Source organism: Streptomyces sp. NPDC057307 (assembly GCF_042667665.1).
Classification (GTDB): Bacteria; Actinomycetota; Actinomycetes; order Streptomycetales; family Streptomycetaceae; genus Streptomyces.
Map to the genome: position 1 here is coordinate 1 of NZ_JBHUZM010000174.1, position 13,986 is coordinate 13,986.

The following is a 13,986-nucleotide window of genomic DNA, read 5'->3' on the forward strand; positions in this document are numbered from 1 at the left end:
TGACAGGAGCGCGGCCCACCGGCGCGTGTCGAGATGTGTCCGGGCGTCCCCGGCGAGGCTACGGGGACGAATCCCCGGGTCCTCTGATCAGCGCACCTCGGTGATCTCCGGGCCTCGCTGAAGCTGCCCCATGCCACCGGCGAAGCGGGAACCTTCCTGCTCCTCGGCCTGCTGGACGCCCTCGGCGACCATCTGCGCGTCGTCGGGGAGCTTCAGGACGATCGGGTCGCGGGGCGCCATCGGGCCCTCGCCGCGCACGACGACCGTGTCCTTGAAGATCTGCTCAAGCAGTCCGGCGGCCTCGGGCTGCACCGCGCCCTGTCCGGAGATCACTCCGCGCAGGAACCAGCGCGGCCCGTCGACGCCGATGAAGCGCACGAGCTGTACGCCGCCGGTGCCGTCGGGGAGCTGCACGGGCACCTGGGCCCGCAACTCCCAGCCGAGCGGGCCCTCGACCTCGTCGATGATGCCGCCCTGCTGCGTGATGCCCGAGGCGATCTCCTCGCGCACCTCGCTCCAGATGCCCTCCTTCTTGGGAGCGGCGAAAGCCTGGAGCTGTACGGCGCTGTCGCGTACGACGACGGTCGCCGCGACGATCGCGTCACCCGCCACCTCTACACGAAGCTCCATTCCGTCGACCCCGGGGACGAAGATGCCGCCCAGGTCGACCCGGCCCTCGTCGGGCTTGGACACCTCGGAGATGTCCCACGGCCCGTCGGGCCGGGGGGCCGGGGGAAGATTCACCCGGCGGGGCTTCTCGGCCCCGTCCTCCGTACCGTCGGCGTCGTTGTCGTCGATGTCGTCGACGACCTGCTCGGCCTCGCCCGCCGTGTCATCGGCGGCACCGCTCTTCTTGCGACGTCCGAACACGTCACTGTCCTTCCCGGTCGGATACGACCGATGCGTATCGATTCCCGCCCTGTGAACCGCCCACCGCGGCATGACCGCCGGTGGACCCGAAGCCCCCCTCGGCCCGCGCCGAGCCGGGAAGCTCCGCCACCTCGTGGAAGCGCACCTTCTCGACCTGCTGGACGACCAGTTGGGCAATCCGGTCGAACCGCTCGAACCGCACCGTCTCGCGCGGATCGAGATTGACCACGATCACCTTGATCTCCCCACGGTACCCGGCATCCACCGTCCCCGGGGCATTCACCAGGGCCACCCCACAGCGGGCGGCCAGCCCGGATCGCGGGTGCACGAAGGCGGCGTACCCGTCGGGCAGCGCGAGGGAAACCCCGGTGGGCAGCACAGCGCGTTCGCCCGGAGCGAGATCGGCGGCCTCGGTGGTGACCAGATCGGCGCCGGCGTCGCCCGGGTGCCCGTACGAGGGCAGCGGAACGTCCGGGTCCGTCCGGCGGATCAGCACGTCGACAGGGTTACGGCTCATGGGTTCACCTCGAAGGCGCGGGCGCGCCTGACCTGGTCGGGATCGGCCATGGCCGCCTGGATCTCCTCCTGGCGGCCGTTGTCGATGAAGTGGTCGACCTTCACTTCGATGAAGAGGGCGCCGGCGCGCACCGCGACGGGCCCGTCGGGGCCGCCGAGCCGGCCGGTGGCGGAGCAGAAGATCTTCCGGCCGCTCACGGCGGTGGCCTCGGCGTTGAGGAAGAGCACGGTGTCGACGGGTACGGGGCGGACGAAGTCCGTCTCCAGCTTCCCGGTGACGGCGACCACGCGCAGCAGCCAGCTGAGCGCGCCGAGCGACTCGTCGAGCGCGGTGGCGAGTACGCCGCCGTGCGCGAGGCCGGGGGCGCCCTGGTGGGCGGGCCGTACCGTGAACTCGGCCGTGATCGAGACGCCCTCGCCGGCCCTGGCCTGGAGATGGAGTCCGTGAGGCTGCTCGTCGCCGCAGCCGAAGCAGTGGGCGTAGTGCGAACCGAGCAACTCCCCCGGGGCCGGGGCCTCCGGGTGCCGTACCGGCGCTATGGCGTCGGCCGGCGGCGTCAGAGCCGGGGACCGGGCGGCGGAACGGGGGGTTTTCCCTCCGGAGGGCACAGTACTCACAGGCGCAGACCTTACCCGCGCGGCTACCCGCCGGTCGCACCGTGCCAAGCTTGGCTCCATGGAGCATTCAGCGGCGCCTTACGACGAACGTCTCACCGCACCGGGGTCGTGGTGGGTGATCACCGCTCTCGTCGCGCTCTCGGGCGGTCTGATCGTGCTGCCGCTGGGCACGGTGCCGATGCTCGGGGCGGTGGTCGTGACGGGGCTGCTCGCGGCGCTCGGCGTCAGTTCGTACGGCTCCGCGCGGATCCGGGTGGTGGCGGGCTCACTGGTCGCGGGCCATGCCCGGATCCCGGTGGCGGCGCTCGGCGAGGCGGAGGTGCTGGCCGGTGAGGAGGCGCGCGCCTGGCGTATGCACAAGGCCGATCCGCGCGCCTTCATGCTGCTGCGCAGCTACATCCCGACGGCGCTGCGGGTGGAGATCACCGACCCGGCCGACCCGACGCCGTACGTCTATGTGTCGACCCGCAACCCGAGGGCGCTCGCGAAGGCGCTGAACGCGGTACGGGAGACCGAGCCGGAGACGCCGGGCACGGTCCGGCGGTCGAAAGACACGCCCTAGCGGCCCAGTTCCCTGGGAAGCTCCGGCGGCAGCTCCTTCGGCTGCTCCAGCGGCGGCAGGGCGGGCAGGGCGTCCCAGGAGACCTGACGGGTGCGCAGGTCCTTACGGATGCGCTCGGCGACCTTCTGGGTGTCGCGACGGTTCATCATCGCGCCGACCGCCGCGCCGATCATGAACGGCACCAGGTTCGGCAGGCTGCGGACCGTGCGCTTCATGATCTGTTGACGCAGTTCGCGCTTCATCCGGCCGGAGAGCGCCGAGTTGAGGGTCGCCGGTTTCGTGATGTCGACGCCGCGCTCCTCGGTCCACGAGGTCAGATACGCGGTGCTGCGCTGTTTGAGATTGCCGGGCGGACGTTGGCCGTAGACCTCGTGCAGTTCGGCGATGAGTTTCAGTTCGATCGCGGCGACGGCCGTGATCTCCGCGGCCAGTTCGGCCGGCATCGCGGGCGGTACGGGCATCATCGCGACGGCGCCGATGCCGGCGCCCACCGTGGAGCTGCTGTTCGCCGCGCCCGCGACGAGTTTGTCGGCGAGTTCTTCGGGCCCCAGGCCCGGGAACTGCCTGCGGAGCGTGGCCAGATCACGGACGGGAACGCGCGGAGCGTTGTCGATGATCCGGTCGGCGAGATGCGCGAGCCCCGCCCTGGCGCTCGCGCCGCCCTTCTGTATGCCCCGCTTGACCTTGCCCAGGCGCCGGGCCCCGGTCACGGGCCCGTCGTGGTCGCCCTGGGGCGCTTCGAGCGAGGCCGGGAGGCCTCGCCCGTCGTCGTCGGATACGCCGGGGTGGGGCAGGAGAGCGGAGTGCTCGGCAGCGGGCGTGACGCCTTCTGCCGGGCCCGGGCCGCTCTGGTACGCCTCCGGCGCGTTCTTGCGCCGGAAACGCCGTTTCCTGGACGGTGTGTCACCTGCCACGGCCGACCGCTCCTCAGTCGCAGTCGCGGCAGATCGGCTGACCGTTCTTCTCCCGGGACAGCTGACTGCGGTGGTGTACGAGGAAGCAGCTCATGCAGGTGAACTCGTCGGCCTGCCTGGGCAGTACACGAACCGACAGCTCCTCGTTGGAGAGGTCGGCCCCGGGCAGTTCAAGTCCCTCGGCCTGCTCGAACTCGTCCACGTCGACCGCGGATGTCGACTTGTCGTTCCGACGGGCCTTCAGTTCCTCAAGGCTGTCGGAATCGACGTCGTCATCGGTCTTGCGTGGGGTGTCGTAATCCGTTGCCATGTCGCTTCTCCCCCTCTGGGTGTCATCGGTGTCTCAGCGCGTAACGCGTGAGAGGCCGGACTTGTGCCCGACCTGAGGCGGAGATTTTGCCTCACATCAAGGTCTGTTACTCAATCGACACCCAACCGGACTCTTTCCGAGTGATCGGCGTTGGGTGGCGAACCGGACCGTACACGGTCCGAATGTCGTACTTCACGGGCGCCACCCCGTGTACTTCCCGTGACCCCGACCCCTGGAAACCCGGATTTTCCCGGCTTTCCGCAAGGGGCTTGATCACAGAGAGTGCGAGGCTTGAATCCGCCCCTGTGATCGATCACACACGGCCCAACCGGGAACGGGTCCCGAAAATTCCGCGCAAAGCGAACTTCGCTCCGATCCGGAGCGAAAACTCAGACCGGCAGAGTGACACGCATCACGAGCCCGCCTCCCTCGCGGGGCTCCGCGATGATACGGCCCCCGTGGGCCCGCGCGACCGAGCGGGCGATCGACAGGCCGAGGCCCACGCCCTTGTCGCTGCCGGTCCGCTCCGTACGGAGGCGGCGGAACGGTTCGAAGATGTTGTCGATCTCGTACGCGGGAACGACCGGCCCCGTGTTCGACACCAGCAGCACGGCCGCACCGTGCTCGACCGCGGTCGTGACCTCGACCCAGCCCTCCTCCTTCACGTTGTAGCGGACGGCGTTCTGTACGAGGTTGAGCGCGATCCGCTCCAGCAGGACGCCGTTGCCCTGCACGACCGCCGGCGCGCGCTCACCGCGGATCTCGACGCCCTTCTCCTCGGCCTCGCCGCGCGTCTGGTCGACGGCGCGGGTGGCGACCTCGGCGAGCTCGACGGGCTTGCGCTCCACGAGCTGGTTGTCGCTGCGGGCCAGCAGCAGCAGGCCCTCCACCAGCTGTTCGCTGCGTTCGTTGGTGGCCAGGAGTGTCCTGCCGAGCTGCTGGAGCTCCACCGGGGCCGCCGGGTCCGAGAGATGGACCTCCAGCAGTGTCCGGTTGATCGCCAGGGGCGTACGCAGCTCGTGGGAGGCGTTCGCGACGAAGCGCTGCTGCGCGGTGAAGGCCCGCTCCAGCCGCTCCAGCATCTCGTCGAAGGTGTCGGCCAGCTCCTTCAGTTCGTCGTCCGGGCCGTCCAGTTCGATCCGGCGGGCCAGGTCGGAACCGACCACGCGGCGCGCGGTGCGGGTGATCCGGCCCAGCGGCGACAGGACCCGGCCGGCCATCGCGTAACCGAACGCGAAAGCGATGATGGACAGGCCGGTGAGGGCGAACAGCGAGCGGGTGAGCAGGTCGTCGAGCGCCTGCTGGCGCTGGGCGGACATGCACGCCTTGAGTGACGCGTTCAGCTGGTCGTTGTTGACGGCGTCGTTGAGACGCGGACAGGTGGGGCTCATCAGCTGGACGTTGTCCCCGGTCACCTTCAGGGCCAGTTCGCTGCCCTCGTTGATGGCCTGCGCCGCCAGCAGATAGATGATCGAGAGCAGCAGGATGCCCGCGATCAGGAACATCCCGCCGTAGAGCAGCGTCAGACGTATCCGGATCGTCGGCCGGACCCAGGGCAGCGCCTGGTCGGGCCGTCTGGGGTCCCAGGTCGGTTTCGGGGGCGCCGAGGGCGGCGCCGGCGTGGTCGCCACGGGCATCAGATCCGGTAACCGGAGCCGGGCACGGTGACGATCACGGGCGGCTCGCCTAGCTTGCGTCGCAGCGTCATGACCGTGACGCGCACGACATTCGTGAAGGGGTCGGTGTTCTCGTCCCAGGCCTTCTCCAGCAGCTGCTCGGCGGAGACCACGGCGCCCTCGCTGCGCATCAGCACTTCGAGGACCGCGAACTCCTTGGGCGCGAGCTGGATCTCCTTGCCCTCCCGGAAGACCTCCCGGCGGTTCGGGTCGAGCTTGATGCCCGACCGCTCCAGGACCGGCGGCAGCGGGACGGTCGTACGGCGGCCGAGCGCCCGCACGCGGGCGGTCAGCTCGGTGAAGGCGAAGGGCTTGGGGAGATAGTCGTCGGCGCCCAGCTCCAGGCCCTCGACCCGGTCGCTGACATCGCCGGACGCCGTGAGCATCAGCACCCGGGTCGGCATGCCCAGCTCGACGATCTTGCGGCAGACGTCGTCACCGTGGATCAGCGGGAGGTCGCGGTCGAGCACGACGACGTCGTAGTCGTTGACCCCGATCCGCTCCAGGGCCGCGGCGCCGTCGTACACGACGTCGACGGCCATGGCCTCCCGGCGCAGCCCGGTGGCCACCGCATCGGCGAGCAGCTGCTCGTCCTCGACGACGAGTACGCGCACGTCGCTGTCCTTCCTCTGGGCCCTTTGCCGGAGATCCGGGGAACCGGGCAGGTCGTAGCACTGGTTGTGCGGGCCCATCCTGCCCGCTACGCGCATAAACCGGCGGTAAGACAATGCCGACCGCCGGGCATACGGAAGGAATACGCAAGATTCTTGAATGTCGGGAGGTTTCTCCCGTACACGCCCTGGGGATGACGAGTGCACACCCGAGATCACGCCCCTTACGTGGCATGCCACTACCCGCTCTGTCCCCCAGAGGGAGTGGTGCGTGATCGACCGCCGTCGGCACTTCCAGGTGCCACTTGACCACGACGTCGGCACACCCCCGTGCCATCGACCCACGCCGAGGGGGCGCAATGGACGCATTCACCGCAGGTCTTCTGCAGCGTATAAGGACCACGGAATCCGATCTCACCCGAGCTCGCGAGACGGGCGACGACTTCCTCGCGGAGGTCGAGCAGGAGGAGCTGGACGACCTGCACCGCCTCGCCGCGGAGCACGGCGTTCAGTTCGGCACCGCGAACGTGTGACCGCAGGAAGGACCCCGGCGCCCTGGGACGGTGCCGGGGTCCTTTCCTGTCCGGGGCCGACCGGACCCGGTCCGTACGGAGGCGCGGAGCTGGTCAGTCGTGCCAGGCGCCGTACTCCTCCAGCAGTGCCTGGAGCGGTTCGAAGACGCCGGGCGTCGCCGCCACCGCGAGGTCGCCGTCGGCCGGGGCGCCGGGGCGGCCGCCGGTGAGCGCGCCCGCCTCGCGGGCGACGAGTTCGCCGGCCGCGAGGTCCCAGGGGTGCAGCCCGCGCTCGTAGTAGCCGTCGAGCCGACCCGCGGCGACGTCGCAGAGGTCGACGGCCGCGGAGCCGCCGCGCCTGATGTCCCGCAGCTGCGGGATCAGCCGCGCGGCGAGGGCGGCCTGGTGGGTGCGGACGGTGGTGACGTAGTTGAAGCCGGTCGAGACCAGCGACTGTTCCAGCGGCGGTGCGGGGCGGCAGTTCACCGGCCGGTCGTTGAGGTACGCGCCGCCGCCGAGCACGGCCCGGAAGGTCTCGCGGCGCATCGGGGCCTCTACGACGCCGACAAGGGTGACGCCGTCGCGTTCGGCGGCGATGGACACGGCCCAGGTCGGCAGCCCGTACAGATAGTTGACCGTGCCGTCCAGCGGGTCGATCACCCAGCGGACACCGCTGCTGCCCGCCGAACTCGCGCCCTCCTCACCGAGGAAGCCGTCGTCGGGGCGGTTCTCCGCCAGAAAGCCCGTGATCAGCTTCTCGGCCGCGATGTCCATCTCCGTGACGACGTCGATGGGGCTGGACTTCGTCGCGGCCACACCCAGGTCGGCGGGGCGTCCGTCGCGCAGCAGCGCCCCGGCGCGGCGCGCGGCCTCCAGGGCGAGGGCGAGCAGTTCGGCGGTGAGGGGGTCGGTGTCGGACGCGGAACCGGGGTCGGTCACTGGCAGGTCACTCCTCGGGAAGGCACCGGGTGGGACGGGCGTCGGGCGTGCGGGGCGTCAGGCGTGCGGGAGTCGGACGTACACCGGGTCGGGCGTCGCGGACTCGGACGTCGCGGACCGGGGGCGTCGCGGACCGGGGGCGTCGCGGACCGGGGGCGTCGCGGACTCAGGCGTACGGGCTGTCGGCCCCGGCGGCGGCCGGGCGGGGTGTCCTGGCGGGGCAGCAGCCGATCGGGCAGAGGTCGTGACTGGCGCCGAGCGTCCCGAGCGCGCACCGTTCCGCCGCGGTCCCCCGCTCGGTCGCCGCGCGCTCCAGGAGCAGATCGCGTACGGCGCCGACGAACCGCTCGTCGGCCCCCACGGTGGCCGAGCGCCGGACCGGCAGGCCCAGTTCGGCGGCCTTGGCCGTGGCCTCGGTGTCGAGGTCGTACAGCACCTCCATGTGGTCCGAGACGAACCCGATGGGCACCATGACGACCGCCGGGGCCCCCGCGCCGCGCACGGCCTCCAGGTGGTCGCAGATGTCCGGCTCCAGCCACGGGATGTGCGGCGCCCCGCTGCGCGACTGGTAGACGAGCCGCCAGGGGTGCTCGACGCCGGTCTCCTCGTGGACCGTGTCGGCGATCAGCCGCGCCACGTCGAGGTGCTGGGCGACGTACGCGCCGCCGTCGCCGTGGTCCTCCACAGGACCCGAGGTGTCGGCGGCGGCCAGCGGGACGGAGTGGGTCGTGAAGGCGAGGTGGGCCCCCGCGCGCACGTCCTCGGGAAGATCGGCGAGGGAGGCGAGCACACCGTCCACCATGGGCCGTACGAAGCCGGGGTGGTTGAAGTAGTGCCGCAGCTTGTCGACGCGGGGCGGCTCCAGCCCCTCGTCCGTCAGCGTCGCGAGCGCGTCCGCGAGGTTCTCGCGGTACTGCCGGCAGCCGGAGTACGAGGCGTAGGCGCTGGTGGCCAGGACGGCGACACGGCGTCTGCCGTCCTTGGTCATCTCCCGCAGGGTGTCGGTCAGATAGGGCGCCCAGTTGCGGTTGCCCCAGTAGACGGGCAGTTCCAGGCCGTTCTCGGCGAAGTCCTCGCGCAGCGCCTTCAGGAGGACGCGGTTCTGTTCGTTGATCGGGCTGACCCCGCCGAACAGGAAGTAGTGCTGCCCGACTTCCTTGAGCCGCTCCTTGGGGATGCCCCGGCCACGGGTCACGTTCTCAAGGAACGGAACCACGTCGTCCGGGCCTTCCGGGCCGCCGAAGGACAGCAGGAGCAAGGCGTCATAGGGGGAAGTCTCTACCTGTTCGGGCATGCCTCGATCCTGCCATCCGCGGTTGGCGGGCGATAAACCGAGGCGCGCCGGAGGACCGCCGGGCCGTAAGCTGTCTGCGCCTGTTCATTCCTTACCGCCAGTGCCCAGCGGCCGTTCGCGCCGTCACTCGCGACAGCGCCTACCGGAGCGACACGTGGCCAGTCCCTACCGCGCGATCTTCGCCGCGCCCGGCACCCGGAGTTTCAGCGCGGCCGGTCTCGTCGGCCGGATGCCGCTGTCCATGATGGGCATCGGCGTCGTGACGATGATCTCCCAGCTCACCGGGCGTTACGGGCTGGCGGGCGCGCTGGCGGCGACGCTCGCGATGTCCGCCGCCGGGATGGGGCCGCTGATCTCCCGGCTCGTGGACCGGCACGGCCAGCGGCGGGTCCTGCGGCCCGCCGCGCTGACCGCCGTGACGGCCGTCGCCGGACTCCTGCTGTGCGCCCAGCAGTCGGCCCCGGAGTGGACGCTCTTCGTCTTCGCCGCGGGCGCGGGCTGTGTGCCGAGCGTGGGGTCGATGGTCCGGGCGCGCTGGGCGGAGCTCTACCGGGGGTCGCCGCGTGAGCTGCACGCCGCGTACTCGTGGGAGTCGATCGTCGACGAGCTGTGCTTCATCTTCGGCCCGATCATCTCGATCGGTCTGTCCACGGCCTGGTTCCCCGAGGCGGGTCCGCTCCTGGCCGGGGTGTTCCTGGTGACGGGGGTGTTCTGGCTGACGGCGCAGCGGGCCACCGAGCCGGTGCCGCAGTCCCGTGAGCACCACACCCGGGGTACGGCGCTGCGCTCCCCCGGTCTCCAGGTGCTCGTGGTGACGTTCGTGGCGACCGGCGCGATCTTCGGCGGCATCGACGTGGTGACGGTGGCGTTCGCGGAGGAGCGGGGGAACAAGACGGCGGCGAGCCTCGTCCTCGCCGTCTACGCGCTCGGTTCGTGCCTCGCCGGTGCCGTGTTCGGGCTGCTGCATCTGCGGGGCAGCGCGTCCAGGAGGTGGCTGGTGGGCGTCTGTGCGATGGCCGTGAGTATGATCCCCCTCCAACTGGCCGGGAGCCTGCCGATCCTGGCCGTGGCGCTCTTCGTCGCCGGCCTCTCGATCGCACCGACGATGGTGACGACGATGGCCCTCGTCGAAGCGCACGTACCTCGTACCGAACTCACCGAGGGCATGACGTGGACCAGTACCGGACTCGCCGTCGGAGTGGCGCTCGGCTCCTCCGCCGCGGGCTGGGTGGTGGACGCCTCCGGGGCGCGGGCGGGGTTCGCTGTGCCCGTCGTGGCGGGAGTGGCCGCGGCCCTGGTGGCGCTGCTGGGCCACCGCAGGCTGCGGGAGCGGCCAACGGATCGGGAGGGGCTCGGGGCTGATGACCAACACCGGTACAGGCGCGGCGACGACGAGGAACGCGACAAGCACCTGGCGTAACTGGGCGGGGAACGTGAGCGCGCGTCCCACCCGCGTCCTCTCCCCCGCCTCCGTGGAAGAACTCGCCGAGGCGATCCGTACGGCCGCGGCGGACGGGCTGCGGGTCAAGGCGGTCGGTGCGGGGCACTCGTTCACGTCCGCGGCGGCCACCGACGGCCTGCTGATACGGCCCGATCTGCTCACCGGCATCCGGGAGATCGACCGCGCGGCCGGCACCGTCACCGTGGCGGCGGGCACCCCGCTGAAGCGGCTGAACGAGGCCCTGGCCGGGGAGGGCCTGTCGCTCACCAACATGGGCGACATCATGGATCAGACCGTCGCCGGCGCGACGTCCACGGGCACGCACGGCACCGGCCGTGAGTCGGCCTCGATCGCCGCGCAGATCCGGGCGCTGGAACTCGTGACGGCGGACGGCTCCGTACTGACGTGCTCGCCGACGGAGAATCCGGAGATCTTCACGAGCGCCCGGATCGGGCTGGGCGCGCTGGGTGTCGTCACGGCGATCACCTTCGGTGTGGAGCCGGTCTTCCTGCTGACGGCGCGCGAGGAGCCGATGCCGTTCGACCGGGTGACGGCCGACTTCGACGCGCTCGTCACGGAGAACGAGCACTTCGAGTTCTACTGGTTTCCGCACACCGGCAACTGCAACACCAAGCGCAACAACCGCAGCGCGGGCCCGGCGGCCCCTCCCGGTACGGTCAGCGGCTGGATCGAGGACGAACTCCTCTCCAACGGGCTGTTCCAGGTGGCCTGTTCGGTCGGCCGGGCGGTGCCCAGGACCATCCCCGCGATCGCCCGGGTCTCCAGCCGCGCCCTGTCCGCCCGTACGTACACGGACATTCCTTACAAGGTCTTCACCAGCCCGCGCCGCGTGCGCTTCGTGGAGATGGAGTACGCCCTGCCGCGCGAGGCCGCGGTGGACGCGCTGCGCGAGGTCAAGGCCATGATCGAGCGCTCACCGCTACGGGTGAGTTTCCCGGTCGAGGTGCGGACGGCGCCCGCCGACGACATCCCGCTGTCGACGGCGTCGGGGCGGGAGACGGCGTACATCGCGGTGCATCTGTACCGGGGCACGCCCTACCGCTCGTACTTCACGGCGGTGGAACGGATCATGACCGCGCACGGCGGCCGGCCGCACTGGGGCAAGGTGCACACGCGGGACGCGGCGTATCTGGCCGGGGTCTATCCGCGCTTCGACGAGTTCACGGCGGTACGGGACCGGCTGGACCCGGAGCGGCTGTTCGGGAATCCGTATCTGCGGCGGGTCATCGGCGGGTAGCGCCTCGCGTCGTCAGCCGGTCGGACCCGGCGTCGGGGCCGTGGGCGGCGGGGGCGGGACGGACTGGCCCCCGGGGTCGCCGGATCCGCCGGATTCACCGGATTCGCCGTCGGGTTGCGAGGTGCCGGGGGACGGGGCGGTCGAAGGGCCGCCGGTCTCGGGGGTGTTCGGGCTCTGCCCGTCGCCCGGTGCGGACGGGGCCGGGGTGCCGTCGGTGCCGGTACCGGGGTCCGGGTCGGTTCCCGTACCGCTTCCCGTGCCGTCGTCCGAGGGGGTCGGGCCGCCGCCCCCGGGCTCGGCCGGCCGGTCGGGTGTGGAGTCCCGGTCGGTGTCCCCGCCGCGTACGACGGAGCTGAACGTCGTTCCCTTGCCGCCGCTCAGATCCTGGCCTGCGGCCAACTCGTAGCCGGTGATGCAGAGCATCGCCACGGCGAAGACGACGGCGGCCGCGGCGACGGGCCGCTTCCAGCCGCGTACCCGTGTGCCGTACGTGGTGGCTCCCCCGAACTCGTCCTGGGCGGCGGGCCGCTGGGCGACGGGTCCCTGGGCGGAAGCCTCCTCGGGAGGCGGGTCGGCGCGCGCCGGATCCGGGACGGGGGCCGGCTCGGAGTCGTACACCTGGCGCGCCCTCGGCTTCACCTGGACCGAGACCTCGCGTATCTGGTCGCCGGTGCGCCGGAACAGGTGCTGGAAGACCGTGCCGCCACAGGTGGCGATCACGCTCACCACACCGGCGCCGATGATCGTGCCGTACACCCCGAGCTTGGAGGCGAACACCGCCGCGGCGATGGCCGCGAGCGCGCTGCCCGCGACCTGCGGCACGCTCAGTTCGAGCCGTTGTGTCGCGGTCTCCTCGCCGGTCCGTATGCCCGGATTCTGCCTCTGATCCATCTCCGACCTCTGCTTGCCCATCTGTGCCACCGTGCACCAGGAAGGGACATATGAGCGAATCGGATAGTTCCGCTTCTGGAGATTGTGTGAATTGGGACACGCGTGCGGCATACGGACACCCCCTCAACTGCCGTACCCCCGCAGAACTTCGGTGGCGTGGCAGTCCACCCCGATGGCCCGAATGGAGTACTGTGGCGAGCCCTGGGGCCGGACTCCCTCACAGGTGTCCGGGTCTTCGGGAGGGGGCCGAAGTGGCACTCGATCCGGCGGCGCGATGGCACCGCACGGGCGCCTGCTACGCAAAGTGACCAGGTCTGTCACTCTGTGTCGCAAACAGGCAACCGTGTCATGACGGCGTTCCAGGGCCCATGCCCGACACGCCGGGCAACTCGGCAAGGTTGTGGCAGGCTGCACCCGGGCAGGTCACACTCGACTAGCGGAAGCAGCGACGCACGTGACGTCGGCAGGCACCACCCGGGAGGTCCCCATGCCCGAACTGCGTGTCGTGGCCGTCTCCAATGACGGCACACGACTGGTGCTCAAGGCTGCCGACAGCACGGAGTACACGCTCCCCATCGACGAGCGGCTGCGAGCGGCCGTACGCAACGACCGTGCCCGCCTCGGCCAGATCGAGATCGAGGTGGAGAGCCACCTCAGGCCCCGTGACATCCAGGCGCGGATACGTTCGGGAGCCTCCGCCGAAGAGGTCGCCCAGATGGCCGGGATCCCGGTCGACCGGGTCCGGCGCTTCGAGGGCCCCGTGCTGGCCGAGCGCGCCTTCATGGCCGAGCGCGCCAGGAAGACGGCGGTACGCCGCCCCGGCGAGAACACCGGTCCCCAGCTGGGCGAGGCGGTGAACGAGCGGCTGCTCATGCGCGGCGCCGAGAAGGAGACCGCGCAGTGGGACTCGTGGCGCCGCGACGACGGCACCTGGGAAGTCCTGCTCGTCTACCGGGTCGCGGGCGAACCGCACTCGGCGAGCTGGACGTACGACCCGCCCCGGCGGCTCGTACAGGCCGTCGACGACGAGGCCCGCTCGCTGATCGGTGAGACGGACGACTCGCTCGCCGTCGGTACGAAGGAGCCGAGCTTTCCGTTCGTCCCGCGTATCGCGCGGCTGCCGAGAGATCGTGAACGGCCGCTCGACCGCGCTCTGGAACGGCAGATGGAGCGCCCGAGCACATCGGATCCGGACGAGGACACCAGTGAGCGCGACACCCTGACCAGCCTGCTGGAGGCGGTGCCGAGCTTCCGTGGCGACATGGTGGTCCCGGAGCGGCCTTCGCCGCCCGAGCCGCCGGCCATCGAGCCCGGTCAGGCGCCCGAGGAGGAGCCGGTGGCACCGGCCGCCTCGGCGGGTGCGGGGTCCGCGTACGCGGATGTGCTGATGCCGCGTTCGGTGGCGGGCCACCGCGACCGGCTGACCGGTACGACGGACCGTCAGGCGGAGGCCGACGGCGTACGGCCCAACCGCCGTGCCGCCGTGCCGAGCTGGGACGAGATCGTGTTCGGCACGCGTCGCAAGAAGCAGGACTGACGGAGTACAGACGGAATGGGGCCGGGGCGGTGCGCGC

The 13,986-nt window shown here is 71.0% G+C and carries 15 protein-coding genes; 5 read left to right on the forward strand and 10 right to left on the reverse strand.

Annotated features, from left to right (window positions below):
• Nucleotides 1-87 precede the first annotated feature (87 nt).
• From ACFUN8_RS33630 to ACFUN8_RS33640, 3 genes are read right to left on the reverse strand one after another with little or no spacing between them, the layout of a single operon-like run.
• Entirely contained in the window at nt 88-870 is a 783-nt protein-coding gene (locus tag ACFUN8_RS33630; protein WP_382572490.1) for a DUF3710 domain-containing protein, read from the reverse strand.
• A 1-nt stretch (nt 871) separates the two neighbouring features.
• Complete coding sequence (dut, locus tag ACFUN8_RS33635) at nt 872-1,387, reverse strand: dUTP diphosphatase (RefSeq protein ID WP_383646167.1); 516 nt, start codon at nt 1,385-1,387, stop codon at nt 872-874.
• The gene (locus ACFUN8_RS33640; RefSeq protein ID WP_383646170.1) at nt 1,384-2,004 is read right to left on the reverse strand and encodes a PaaI family thioesterase; all 621 of its coding nucleotides are present in this window, start codon (nt 2,002-2,004) and stop codon (nt 1,384-1,386) included. The genes dut and ACFUN8_RS33640 overlap by 4 nt, the downstream gene beginning before the upstream one ends.
• 58 nt (nt 2,005-2,062) lie before the next feature.
• Between ACFUN8_RS33640 and ACFUN8_RS33645 the strand changes: the two genes are divergently transcribed.
• Nucleotides 2,063-2,566, forward strand: coding sequence for a DUF3093 domain-containing protein (locus ACFUN8_RS33645; RefSeq protein ID WP_383646172.1), 504 nt, complete (start codon nt 2,063-2,065; stop codon nt 2,564-2,566).
• Here ACFUN8_RS33645 and ACFUN8_RS33650 read toward each other — a convergent pair.
• The 4 genes from ACFUN8_RS33650 to ACFUN8_RS33665 all read right to left on the reverse strand — a co-directional run bounded on the left by ACFUN8_RS33650 (nt 2,563) and on the right by ACFUN8_RS33665 (nt 6,080).
• Nucleotides 2,563-3,480 (reverse strand): hypothetical protein, encoded by a 918-nt coding sequence (locus ACFUN8_RS33650; protein ID WP_383646176.1) that lies wholly within the window; start codon nt 3,478-3,480, stop codon nt 2,563-2,565. The two genes, ACFUN8_RS33645 and ACFUN8_RS33650, sit on opposite strands and share 4 nt — an antisense overlap.
• A 13-nt stretch (nt 3,481-3,493) precedes the next feature.
• A complete protein-coding gene (locus ACFUN8_RS33655) occupies nt 3,494-3,790 on the reverse strand; it encodes a DUF4193 domain-containing protein (protein WP_023538148.1) in 297 nt (98 codons plus the stop codon).
• Between the two features lie 389 nt (nt 3,791-4,179).
• Entirely contained in the window at nt 4,180-5,421 is a 1,242-nt protein-coding gene (locus tag ACFUN8_RS33660) for a sensor histidine kinase (protein WP_383646179.1), read from the reverse strand.
• A gap of 5 nt (nt 5,422-5,426) precedes the next feature.
• A complete protein-coding gene (locus tag ACFUN8_RS33665; protein ID WP_354608608.1) occupies nt 5,427-6,080 on the reverse strand; it encodes a response regulator transcription factor in 654 nt (217 codons plus the stop codon).
• Between the two features lie 356 nt (nt 6,081-6,436).
• Here ACFUN8_RS33665 and ACFUN8_RS33670 point away from each other — a divergent pair, with 356 nt between their 5' ends.
• The gene (locus ACFUN8_RS33670) at nt 6,437-6,610 is read left to right on the forward strand and encodes a hypothetical protein (RefSeq protein WP_023538151.1); all 174 of its coding nucleotides are present in this window, start codon (nt 6,437-6,439) and stop codon (nt 6,608-6,610) included.
• Nucleotides 6,611-6,703: 93 nt separating this feature from the next.
• Here ACFUN8_RS33670 and ACFUN8_RS33675 read toward each other — a convergent pair whose 3' ends face one another.
• A complete protein-coding gene (locus ACFUN8_RS33675; RefSeq protein WP_383646183.1) occupies nt 6,704-7,528 on the reverse strand; it encodes an inositol monophosphatase family protein in 825 nt (274 codons plus the stop codon).
• A gap of 166 nt (nt 7,529-7,694) precedes the next feature.
• Nucleotides 7,695-8,822 carry a ferrochelatase gene (locus ACFUN8_RS33680; protein ID WP_383646186.1) on the reverse strand — a complete coding sequence of 376 codons (1,128 nt, stop codon included), beginning with the start codon at nt 8,820-8,822 and terminating at the stop codon, nt 7,695-7,697.
• 154 nt (nt 8,823-8,976) lie between these two features.
• On the opposite strand from ACFUN8_RS33680, the gene ACFUN8_RS33685 reads away from it, so the two are divergent.
• Together ACFUN8_RS33685 and ACFUN8_RS33690 are read left to right on the forward strand one after the other, a co-directional pair.
• Nucleotides 8,977-10,242, forward strand: coding sequence for an MFS transporter (locus ACFUN8_RS33685; protein WP_383646189.1), 1,266 nt, complete (start codon nt 8,977-8,979; stop codon nt 10,240-10,242).
• Nucleotides 10,184-11,521 carry a D-arabinono-1,4-lactone oxidase gene (locus ACFUN8_RS33690; RefSeq protein WP_383646192.1) on the forward strand — a complete coding sequence of 446 codons (1,338 nt, stop codon included), beginning with the start codon at nt 10,184-10,186 and terminating at the stop codon, nt 11,519-11,521. The genes ACFUN8_RS33685 and ACFUN8_RS33690 overlap by 59 nt, the downstream gene beginning before the upstream one ends.
• A 12-nt stretch (nt 11,522-11,533) precedes the next feature.
• On the opposite strand, the gene ACFUN8_RS33695 is transcribed toward ACFUN8_RS33690, so the two are convergent.
• A complete protein-coding gene (locus tag ACFUN8_RS33695) occupies nt 11,534-12,433 on the reverse strand; it encodes a hypothetical protein (protein WP_383646195.1) in 900 nt (299 codons plus the stop codon).
• A 466-nt stretch (nt 12,434-12,899) separates the two neighbouring features.
• Between ACFUN8_RS33695 and sepH the strand changes: the two genes are divergently transcribed.
• Nucleotides 12,900-13,949, forward strand: a complete 1,050-nt coding sequence (sepH, locus tag ACFUN8_RS33700) for a septation protein SepH (RefSeq protein WP_383646198.1) — start codon at nt 12,900-12,902, stop codon at nt 13,947-13,949.
• Nucleotides 13,950-13,986 lie beyond the last annotated feature (37 nt).

Excerpts from the sequence above, each read along its gene's own strand:
- dut (WP_383646167.1), bottom strand. The coding sequence starts at position 1,387 with ATGAGCCGTAACCCTGTCGACGTGCTGATCCGCCGGACGGACCCGGAC.
- ACFUN8_RS33645 (WP_383646172.1), top strand. The coding sequence starts at position 2,063 with ATGGAGCATTCAGCGGCGCCTTACGACGAACGTCTCACCGCACCGGGG.
- ACFUN8_RS33655 (WP_023538148.1), bottom strand. The coding sequence starts at position 3,790 with ATGGCAACGGATTACGACACCCCACGCAAGACCGATGACGACGTCGAT.
- ACFUN8_RS33670 (WP_023538151.1), top strand. The coding sequence starts at position 6,437 with ATGGACGCATTCACCGCAGGTCTTCTGCAGCGTATAAGGACCACGGAA.
- ACFUN8_RS33680 (WP_383646186.1), bottom strand. The coding sequence starts at position 8,822 with ATGCCCGAACAGGTAGAGACTTCCCCCTATGACGCCTTGCTCCTGCTG.
- ACFUN8_RS33690 (WP_383646192.1), top strand. The coding sequence starts at position 10,184 with ATGACCAACACCGGTACAGGCGCGGCGACGACGAGGAACGCGACAAGC.
- ACFUN8_RS33695 (WP_383646195.1), bottom strand. The coding sequence starts at position 12,433 with ATGGGCAAGCAGAGGTCGGAGATGGATCAGAGGCAGAATCCGGGCATA.
- sepH (WP_383646198.1), top strand. The coding sequence starts at position 12,900 with ATGCCCGAACTGCGTGTCGTGGCCGTCTCCAATGACGGCACACGACTG.